Source organism: Streptomyces sp. 7R007, assembly GCF_054850255.1.
Map to the genome: position 1 here is coordinate 354398 of NZ_JBTWMV010000004.1, position 9989 is coordinate 364386.

At 73.1% G+C, this 9989-nt stretch carries 9 protein-coding genes; 6 read left to right on the top strand and 3 right to left on the bottom strand.

The features are described from left to right. Positions 1-3 precede the first annotated feature (3 nt). The 5 genes from wecB to ACYF6T_RS08390 are packed head-to-tail and all read left to right on the top strand — an operon-like array spanning position 4 to position 5198. A complete protein-coding gene (gene wecB / locus ACYF6T_RS08370) occupies positions 4-1134 on the top strand; it encodes a non-hydrolyzing UDP-N-acetylglucosamine 2-epimerase (protein WP_461694748.1) in 1131 nt (376 codons plus the stop codon). A gap of 51 nt (positions 1135-1185) precedes the next feature. Beyond that, a complete protein-coding gene (locus ACYF6T_RS08375; RefSeq protein WP_461694750.1) occupies positions 1186-2043 on the top strand; it encodes a YveK family protein in 858 nt (285 codons plus the stop codon). After that, on the top strand, positions 2006-3493 hold the full coding sequence (locus ACYF6T_RS08380; protein ID WP_461694751.1) for an oligosaccharide flippase family protein: 1488 nt from the start codon (positions 2006-2008) through the stop codon (positions 3491-3493). Before ACYF6T_RS08375 ends, ACYF6T_RS08380 begins: the two co-directional genes overlap by 38 nt. Continuing rightward, complete coding sequence (locus ACYF6T_RS08385) at positions 3490-4407, top strand: right-handed parallel beta-helix repeat-containing protein (protein WP_461694753.1); 918 nt, start codon at positions 3490-3492, stop codon at positions 4405-4407. Before ACYF6T_RS08380 ends, ACYF6T_RS08385 begins: the two co-directional genes overlap by 4 nt. Before the next feature lie 11 nt (positions 4408-4418). After that, complete coding sequence (locus ACYF6T_RS08390; RefSeq protein ID WP_461694755.1) at positions 4419-5198, top strand: glycosyltransferase family 2 protein; 780 nt, start codon at positions 4419-4421, stop codon at positions 5196-5198. Here the strand turns inward: ACYF6T_RS08390 and ACYF6T_RS08395 are convergent. Further along, positions 5177-6085 carry a glycosyltransferase family 2 protein gene (locus ACYF6T_RS08395; protein WP_461694757.1) on the bottom strand — a complete coding sequence of 303 codons (909 nt, stop codon included), beginning with the start codon at positions 6083-6085 and terminating at the stop codon, positions 5177-5179. The genes ACYF6T_RS08390 and ACYF6T_RS08395 overlap by 22 nt on opposite strands. Then, positions 6082-8049, bottom strand: coding sequence for an O-antigen ligase family protein (locus ACYF6T_RS08400; RefSeq protein WP_461694758.1), 1968 nt, complete (start codon positions 8047-8049; stop codon positions 6082-6084). The genes ACYF6T_RS08395 and ACYF6T_RS08400 overlap by 4 nt, the downstream gene beginning before the upstream one ends. A gap of 119 nt (positions 8050-8168) precedes the next feature. Between ACYF6T_RS08400 and ACYF6T_RS08405 the strand changes: the two genes are divergently transcribed. Beyond that, positions 8169-8825, top strand: coding sequence for a hypothetical protein (locus ACYF6T_RS08405; protein WP_461694760.1), 657 nt, complete (start codon positions 8169-8171; stop codon positions 8823-8825). 17 nt (positions 8826-8842) lie between these two features. On the opposite strand, the gene ACYF6T_RS08410 is transcribed toward ACYF6T_RS08405, so the two are convergent. After that, positions 8843-9889 carry a glycosyltransferase family 2 protein gene (locus ACYF6T_RS08410; RefSeq protein ID WP_461694762.1) on the bottom strand — a complete coding sequence of 349 codons (1047 nt, stop codon included), beginning with the start codon at positions 9887-9889 and terminating at the stop codon, positions 8843-8845. Positions 9890-9989 lie beyond the last annotated feature (100 nt).

The following is a 9989-nucleotide window of genomic DNA, read 5'->3' on the forward strand; positions in this document are numbered from 1 at the left end:
GTCATGCGCATCGTCTGCGTCGCCGGGGCGCGGCCCAACTACATGAAGATCAAACCGGTGATGGACGCGCTGGAGCGCCGGGGCGCCGAGGTGCTCCTCGTGCACACCGGGCAGCACTACGACCCGGCCATGAACGACGTGTTCTTCGCCGACCTCGGCATCCGGCCGCCCGACCGCTTCCTCGGCGTCGGCTCCGGCAGCCACGCCGAGCAGACCGGGCGCGTGATGACCGCGTTCGAGCCGCTGCTGGCGGAGGTGGCCCCGGACGTCGTCGTGGTGGTCGGCGACATCAACTCCACGCTGGCCTGCGCCCTGGTCACCGCCAAGGCGGGGCCGCTGCTGGCCCATGTCGAGGCGGGCCTGCGCAGCCGTGACTGGGGCATGCCGGAGGAGGTCAACCGGGTCGCCACCGACCGGGTCAGCGACTATCTGCTGGCGCCCTCCCCCGACGCCGTGGACAACCTGCGCGCGGAAGGGTACCGGGAGGACCAGATCCACCTGGTCGGCAACGTCATGATCGACACGCTGCTGGCCAACCTGGAGCGCGCCCGCGCCTCGGACGTCCTCGACCGGTACGGCCTGTCCAGGGGCGGGTACGGCCTGGTCACCCTGCACCGGCCCGCCAACGTGGACGATCCGGAGGTGCTCGCCGGACTGCTGAAGGCCCTCGGCGAGATCGCCGGCCGCTGCCCGCTGCTGCTGCCCGTGCACCCGCGGGCGGCCGGACGGCTGGCCGAGATCGGCGTCCCCGGCGGCGTCCGGCTCGTACCGCCCGCCGGCTACCTGGACTTCATCGCCCTGCAGGACTCCGCCCGCCTGGTGCTGACGGACTCCGGCGGCGTGCAGGAGGAGACCACCGCGCTGGGCGTGCCGTGCGTGACGCTGCGGGACAACACCGAGCGGCCCGTCACCGTGGAAGAGGGCACCAACGTGCTGGCGGGCCGGGACCCGGAGCGGATCGTGGCCACCGTGAACCGGGTGCTGGACGCCCCGCCCGCGCCGCGCCGGCCCGAGCTGTGGGACGGCCGCGCGAGCGACCGCATCGCCGACGTGCTGCTGGAGGGAGGCACCGCGAGCACCCGGCCGAGACCGACCGATCAGCCGAGATCCGCCGAGCGAACGTTGCCCATATGATCCGCTTGCAACATATGCTCGTCGAACGTCTGGTCGCGAGGGGGGACCACCATGGATCTCGCTGAGATCTTCCGTGTGATGCGCAGGCGCTGGTACGTCCTGCTGCCGGGGCTGGTGCTGACCGCCGCCCTGGTGGTCGGCGTGGCCCTGGTGGTCCCCGTCACCTACCAGTCGCAGAGCACGGTGGTGCTGCTCAACTCCCAGAAGGCGACGCTCGCTTACGACGGCAACCCGTTCCTGAGCACCCAGACCTCGCTCACCGGCATGGCCGACAGCCTGGCCCGCAACCTCAACTCCGACGTGTCCGTCCGGGAACTGAAGTCCCGTGGCGCCACGGGCACGTTCGAGGCCAAGCTCGCCGACAACGCCCAGGGCCCGCTGATGTGGCTGACCGTCACCGGCACCGAGCGGTCGGCCGTGCTGGCCTCGGACAAGATCCTGACCGCGTACGCCAAGGAGCGGCTGGAGCAGTTCCAGAAGCAGCAGTCGGTGGCCCCGAAGGCCATGATCCGGATGACCACCATCGTGCCCCCGCAGAACCCCGTGGCGCAGACCAAGACCCGGATCGAGTACATGGTCATGGCCGGGGGCCTGGGCCTGGTGCTGAGCCTGGTCGGCGTCTTCTACGCGGAGGCGCGCCGCCGCCCGCGCGCGCCCGAGCAGCCGGCGGAGAGCGCCGAGCCGGTCACCGGGTCCGGGCCCGAGCCCGAGCCGTCGGCCGAGGAGCCGGTCGCGGAACAGACGATCGCCCTGCGCCGGCCGCCCGCCTGGTCGCGGTCCGCCGGGAACAGGGCCAGCACCGAGCCGAGGACCGGCCGGTCCGCGACGGCCGTGGCGGCCGCGGCCGAGCCGCTCGACGAGGAGTCGACTCATGGACAGCGTTCGCACACCGGACAGCGAGAGATCTGAGGCCCCGGCCCCCGCCGAGCCCGTCTCCCTCGGCCACCAGGTCCGTTCGGCGGCCCGCTGGAGCCTGATCAACACCGTGGTCATGCGCCTGGGCAACTTCGCCACCGGCATCCTGCTGGCGCGCTTCGCCCTCGGCCCGGCCGAGTGGGGCGTCTACGGCATCGCGCAGACGGTGCTGCTGGTCCTGCTCTCGGCGAACGAACTGGGCGTCAGCCTGGCCATCGTCCGCTGGGACGGCGACCCGCGCCGCTTCGCGCCGACCGTGCTGACGCTGGCCACCGCCTCCAGCGGACTGCTGTACGCCGCCCTGTTCGTCACCGCGCCGACGGTGGCCGCACTGCTGGACTCGCCGCACGCCTCGGGGGTGCTGCGGGTGATGTGCCTGTGCCTGGTGATCGACGGCATCGCCCAGGTGCCGGCCGGATTCCTGACCCGGGAGTTCGCGCAGGGCCGGCGGATGGTCATCGACGCCCTCAACTTCGTGCTGAGCACGTCGGTGACGCTGGTGCTGGCGTTCGCCGGCTGGGGCGCGATGAGCTTCGCCTGGGGCGCGGTGGCGGGCAACATCGCCGCCCTCGTCGGCTGCGCGCTGGCCGCGCCCGGCACCCTGCGCTTCGGCTGGGACCCCGAACAGGCCCGCGCCCTGCTGAAGTTCGGGCTCCCGCTGGCCGGCGCGAGCCTGCTCGCCCTCGCCGTCGTCAACGTGGACACCATGGTCGTCGGCTCCACCCTCGGCGGGGTCTCGCTGGGCTTCTACGTGCTGGCGTTCAACATGTCCGGCTGGCCGGTGCGGATCATCTCCGAGGCGGCCCGGCGGGTCTCCTTCGCCGGGTTCTCCCGCCTCGCCGACTCCCCGCAGGCCCTCGCCCAGGGCTTCGGCCGCGCCCTGGGCGTGCTGGTCACCGGCACCGTCCCGCTGTGCGTGCTGCTCGGCGGCCTGGCCGGCCCGGTCGTCCGGCTCGTCTACGGCGGCACGTGGCTGCCGGCCGCCGAGGCGCTGCCGTGGCTGATGGCCCTGGGCCTGATCCGCATCGGCTGCGAACTCGCCTACGACTGTCTCGTGGCCGCCGGCCGGCGCCGCTCCCTCATCCTCACCCAGGGCCTGTGGGTGGCCGCCCTCGTCCCGGTCCTCATCGCGGGCGCCCGCCTCGACGGCATCGTCGGCGTCTCCCAGGGCCATGTCCTGGTCGGCGCCGGACTGGTCGTCCCCGCGTTCCTGTACGCCCTGGGCCGGGCCGGGATCGGGCTCGCCCCCATCGCCCGGGCCTGCGCCTGGCCCTTCCTCGGCGGCGCCGTGATGACCCTGGTGGTCCTCGGCGCGAAGCGGCTGCTCGGTGACGGCACCCTCGCCGTGTTCGCCATCGGCGCCCTCGCCCTGGCCTGCTATGTCGTGTGCGTCCTGCCCAGCCGCCGCTTCCTGCTCGGCTCCCGGACCCCGGAGACCGTATGACGACGCTCCGCCGCCTGCTCGCCTGCCTGGCGCTGCTGCTGACCGCCGCCTGCGCCTGGGGCGGCGATCCCGCCTCCCCGTCGCCCACGCCCACCGCCGGCCAGACCCCGAAGTCCGGCTTCCCGAACGCCGACACCACCGGCCCCCGGGTGAAACCGGAGCCGCACGACACGGGGAACATGAGCGTCAGGACCGACGGGATGGTCATCAACGGCTGGGACATCACCGGCTCGCTCGACATCTACGCCGACGACGTGACCATCATCGACAGCAGGATCACCTCCGCCAACTGGTGGGGGGTCAACCTGCGCCCCGGACACAGCGGCCTGAAGATCCTGCACACCACCATCACCGCCGTCCCCGGCAAGGGCCCGGACAACGGCGGGGTCGACTACGCCGTCTCCAACATGAGCACCAGCGCCGTGGAGGTGGGCTGGTGCGACATCTCCGTCTTCGGCAACGCCCTGTCCATGGGGCAGGGCCACATCCACGACAACTACGTCCACGACCTCGTCCCCTTCCGCAACAACGGCGGCGAGTGGCAGCACACGGACGCGGTGATCAGCGGCGGCGGGAACAAGGGCAGGCTGGTCATCCGAAACAACACCCTGCTCAACCCGGTGGACGTCGACCGGGGGGCGTCCGCCGCCATCGGCCTGTTCGCCGACACCGGCCATGTCTCCAACACCGTCATCGACCACAACCTGCTGGCCGGCGGGGCGTACGCGCTGTACGCGGGCGGGGAGGGCGCGACCGGCATCACGGTGACGAACAACGTCTTCTCCACCCGCTACCACCGCAACTCCGGCGGCTACGGGGCCGTCACCGCCTGGAACCACGGCGGCAGCGGCAACGTCTGGCGCAACAACCGGTTCTCCGACGGCACCCCGATCACGCCCAGGCCGGCCGGCTGAGGAGAGGGACCATGAGACGCATCCGGGAGCTGCTGAAGGGTGCCTTCGGCTGGCTCGTCCTGTTCGAACTGCGCAACAAGGTCCTGCTCGCCCCCTCGGCGGTGCGGCTGCGCCGCTTCGAGCGGGCCGAGGCCCGCCGTCTGGCCGCCGTCACCGCCTCCGCGCCCACCGCGCTCGTCGCCACGGTGATCGCCACCCACCGCCGCCCCGACGAGGTGCGCGCGGCGGTCCGCTCGGCGCTCGCGCAGACCGTGCGCGACCAGGTGGTGATCGTGGTGGACGACGGCGCCGGTCTGCCCGAACTGCCCGACGATCCGCGGCTGTTCGCGGTGTCGCTGGCCCGCAACACGGGTGTGGCCGGTGTCGTGCGCAACGTCGGCATCCGCCTCACCCGCTCCCGGTATGTGGCGTTCCTCGACGACGACAACCTGTGGGAACCCGACCATCTGGAGCGGGCGCTGGCGGTCCTCGACGCCCCGGACGGGCCCGACGGTGTCTACACGGCGCTGCGCCGCGTGCTGCCCGACGGCTCCGAACGGGACGTGCTGTCCGTGCCGTTCGACCGGCGGCGGGCCGCCCGCGAGTCCTTCCTGGACACCAACGCGTTCGTCGCGCGGCGCGGCCGGGCCCTGCACTTCAGCCGGTTGCGGCGGACGCCGGAGGTGATGCCGCGGGAGGACTGGGAGCTGGTCTACCGCTACAGCCGCGGCCACCGCGTGCGGCACGTGCCGCACGCCACCGTGCGGTATCTGGTCAACCCCGGGAGCTTCTACACCACCTGGGCCGGCTGAGCGGCTGCCGCCGGGATCGGCCCGAGCAGTGCGGCGGCGGCCGCCCGGCTCGCCCTGCGGCCCAGCAGCGCCCGGGTCGTCTCGCGCAGCAGCACGGCGGCGCGGAAGCAGGCCGTCGCGGCGGCGCCGTGGCGGCGCCGGTACAGCCGTACGCGGTTGACCGTGAGCAGGGCCCACAGGCGGGGCGAGACCTGGGAGTCGCCGCCGAGGTGGACGGCCTCGGCGCTCGGTTCCAGCTGCGTGGCGAAGCCCAGGTCCCGGGCGCGCAGGCAGTACTCGGTCTCCTCCGAGTAGAGGAAGAAGGACTCGTCCCATGGCCCGCACGCCGCCCGGCAGTCCGCCGAGATCGCCATCAGGGCGCCGGTCGCCCAGTCCGCGCGGGTGGGGCGCCGGTAGGCGGCGGGGTCGGTGACGAGTTCGCTCAGCCGCGGGAAGCGGCCGGCCCGGCGGTTGCCGATGACGGCCTCGCCCAGGGCCCGCAGCACGCTCGACTCCCGGCGCAGCGAGTGGTGGGGGGTGTCCCGGCCCTCCTCGTACAGCAGGGGTACGGCGATGCCGACGCCGTCGCCGAGGCTGTCGACGAGGCGTTTGGCGCAGCCCTGGCGCATGCGGATGTCGGGATTGCAGACCAGGGCGACGCCGCACCGGCCGGCCGCGTCCAGCGCCGCGTTGACCCCGGCCGCGTACCCGGCGTTGCGGCCGGTCTGCACGACGGTGGCGTCCGGGGCGAGGGTGCGCAGCACCTCGACGGTGTCGTCGGCGGAGGCGTTGTCGGCGACGACCAGCCGCCAGTCGAGGCCGGCCATGCCGTCCTCCAGCGCGGCCAGGAACCCGGGGAGCACCGAGGCGCTGTTCCAGGTGACGACGATGACGGCGACGGGGCTCATCGGGACTCCACGAGGTGAGGGAGCTGGGGCTCTGTGGCCGTGCGGGCGGCGGGGGCGGCGGGGGTGGCCGCCGCGCGCCGGGCGAAGCCCAGGTAGCTGCTGCCCGCGCCCAGCAGCAGGAAGAACATGCCGGCGAACATCGGGAAGCTGAGCGAGTCGAAGGTGGCGCTGATGACCAGGGTGACCATCGAGGCGGCGAAGAACGCCTGCCCCAGCTCGCGGTCGGCCTCGGTGCGGGCCAGCCGGCGGATCGCGCCGCCCTGGTGGATGCCGGTGACGAACAGCACCAGCAGGGCGATCAGGCCGAGCACGCCCATCTCGGCGAGGCCGAGCATGTACTGGTTGTCCGTGAAGAAGTACAGGTCGGGGGTGAAGGTGCCGAACCCCCGCCCGAACAGCGGGTGTTCCTTCAGGTAGGGCACGATCGCGCTGTACTTGACCGTGCGGGCCTGGGTGCTGCTGTCGGAGTTGGACAGGAACGAGGCGAACAGGCCGGTGATCGTGCCGATCAGGCCGGGCACCAGCACCTTGAAGACGGCGACGGACGCCGTCATCACGCCGATCGCGGCCCAGCGCCGGGCGGGCTTCCAGCGCGGCACCATCACCAGGGCGACCAGCAGCAGGCCGATGATGGAGGTCCGGGACACCGACAGGGGCAGCGCGCCGGCCATGAGCACCACGGGCGCCCAGCGGCGCAGCGCGTGGACGTGGCGGCGCACGGGGTCGAAGGCCTGCTGGATGGCGAAGGGCAGCAGGATCGCCAGCATGCCGGCGAACTCCAGGGGCTGGGCGGTGGTGGCGCGGGGCCGGGTGAAGGCGCCGCGGTCCAGGGTGGTCACCGGGGCGACGCTGGACTGGAGTCCGGGGATGTGGATGGAGTCGGCGATGTTGGTGGCCGCGAAGAAGTCGTAGAACCCGATCGCGGCGACCACCGACGCCAGCACCACCAGCCGGCGCATCAGCACGTCCAGCCGGGCGCGGTCCTGCACGGCCGCCGAGGTCAGCACGACCAGCGACACCCACACCAGGAAGCCGATGAGTCCGCGGTCGGCACCGAGGACCTCCTCGTGCGAGCTCTCGCGCATCGCGTCGGCGACGTACGCCGCCAGGACGGCCGCGCCGAGCACGCACATCGCGAGCCGGGCGGTGCGGGTGCCCGGCGCGGGCAGGATGCGGCCGCCGAGCCAGGTCGCGAGGTACCACAGCAGCCCGAGCAGGGCGAAGACGTTGGCGGGGGTGCCGACCCCGCCGAGCGCGGGCAGGGCCAGGTTGGAGGGGATGAAGAGGGCCAGCACCAGGTAGACGGTGAGGATCGCGGTGGCGTCGACCCGCCGGCCGAGCGGTCCCGCGCGCTCCCGCTTCGGGGTGCGGGCCTCCTGCGGCCGCGGTCCGGCCTGCCGCCGGCGGCGGACCACGGCGACGCCCTCCATCAGGATCGACAGCAGGAACGCGCTGACGACGCCCAGGATGACGACGGCCGCGATGTCCTGGTAGCGGCTCTTGGACTTGGCCACCGGGGTCTGCGGCAGCACGACCGGCGCCGTCTGCACCAGGTAGGCGGGCGGGACCTTGGCGGCCTCCTGCAGGGCGGTCAGCTGCTCGCCGGCGAAGGTGGTCAGGGTGTTGGTCTCCTTGAGCACCTTCGCCCGGTTGGTGCCGGTGACGCTGAGCACCAGCAGCGGGCTGTCGCTCGCCGGCGCGAACCCGGCCGTGTAGGGGTCGGTGACGCCCCGGCCGTGCAACTCCTTGGCCGCGTCGGCCGATTCGAGGGTGCGGATCAGCACGTCGGCGGTGACGATGAGCGAACCGCCCGCGTTCGAGATGGGGTTGCCGAAGGTGGGCGCGAGGCGGGCGACGGCGGAGGAGTCCAGCAGCGCGACCGAGCTCTGCGACTGGTAGGAGACGGGGACGGTCGCGTACAGGTAGGCGCCGCCGAGCAGGCTGAGCACGGTGAAGGGCACCATGAAGTACCACCGTCGGCGCAGAATGGCCCATATCTCACCAAGGCTCACAAGTCCTCCCCCCATTCGGTGGCGTCCCGCCGCGCGTCCTGCCAGTATCGGCGGTGACGGAAGGAACTCGAATGTCGCCTGGGAACGTCGCCGACGCGCTGCTGCGCCGCTGGTACGTCGTGGTGGTGGCGCTGCTGCTGACGGCCGCCGGCGCGTACCACGTGGTGCGTCCGACACCCCGGTACGTCGGCTCGGCGGTGGTCGTCCTCAAGCCGCCGGTGACGCAGAACCAGCCCAACCAGCTCACCAACCTCCAGCCGCCGCTGGCCGTCGTCTCCTACGCGGTCGTCCAGCAACTGCAATCCCCCGCGGGCGCAACGGAGTTGCGCGCGGCCGGCGTCCGGGGCGACTACCAGCTGATCCCGCGCAACAGCGGCACCAGCGCGACGCCCCGCTATCTCATCCCGTCGCTCCAGGTGCAGTCGCAGGCGTCCGGGCCCGACGCCGCCGTGACGGCCGTACGGCGCATCATCGACGTCTACACCCGGCACGTCGAGCAGTTGCAGACGGCCCAGCAGGTGCCGTCGGCCGGGCGGATCACCGCCTCCGTGCTGACCTCCCCGAGCGCCGCCGAGGTGCAGGGGAACAAGAGCCGCGGGCTGGCGGGCATGGCCCTGCTCGGGCTGGCCGCCGGGGTGCTCGGGGCGCTGTGGCTGGACCGGTACGCGCTCGGCCGGCGCAAGGCGCCCCGGCGCCGGCACACCGGCCCCGTCGTCGTGCCCAACTGAGCCGATCCGTACGCGCATCAGATACCGCGGCGCTTCCACGACTGCCACCACAGCCACTCCCGGCCGCGCTCGGCCACGGCCGACCACACCAGCGGCTGGAGATACGGCATCGCTCTGGGGCCGATCCGCCGGCGCAGCCGCAGCGCGCGGTACTCCGGCAGCGAGCGGTAGCCGGGCAGGCACTGTTCGGCGAAGGCCACGCACTCCTCGACCGGGACGACGCCGGTCCGTCCGCGGTCGTAGGCGCGGTAGGCGCGGCGCAGCGCGAAGCGGGCCAGCCGGGTGTGGACCTGCTCGGCCAGCCGGTCGGCGCGCGGCAGCCGGTCGGCGCACTTGGCGAGCACCGAGTCGAAGGCCACCAGGCGCTGGCGCAGGTCGTCGAGCTGGCCGCCGAAGTCGACGGTGGACATGTTCTTGCCGTGGACGCGGTAGAACGCCTGGTCGGCGCCGCGGACGTAGCCGACGTCGGCGTGCGCGGCGAGCCGCATCCACATCTCGATGTCACCGGCGTGTGGCAGCGCCGGGTCGTAGCCGCCGACCTCGCGCTGCAGGCTGGTGCGGACGACGACCTCGGGCGAGGTGATGCAGCCGGTGCCCTCCCGGAAACGCCGCTCCAGCCACCACTGCCCGGGGTAGACGACCGAACCGGTGGAGCGCGTGCGGGCCTTGGGCAGCGGTCCGCCGTGCTGGAAGCGCAGCGGGCGCCCGTAGGCGAAGCCCGCCTCGGGGTGGGCGTCCAGCAGCCGGGCGGCCCGCACCAGCGCGCCGGGCACCAGCCGGTCGTCGGCGGACAGCAGCGCCACGTAGTCGCCGTCGGCCCACTCCAGCAGGCCCTCGTTGTAGGTGGCGATGTGCCCCTTGTTGGTGCGGTGGACGCGGACCTCGATGCGCGGGTCGGCGGCCGCCAGCTTCAGCGCCCTCTCCGCCGAGTCGTCGGGGGAGGCGTCGTCGATGATGAGGACCCGGACGTCGACGCCGTCCTGCTCGTCCAGGACGCTGCTGACACAGTCGGCCAGGAAGTGGCCGTACTTGTAGCAGGGGATGACAACACTGACGGTGCTCATCGATACGGGAAGCCAATCCCCGGTGGGGGGGGGGGGGGGGGGGGGGGGGGGGGGGGCGCGCCCCCCGGGGGGGGGGGGGGGGGGGGGGGGGGGGGGGGGC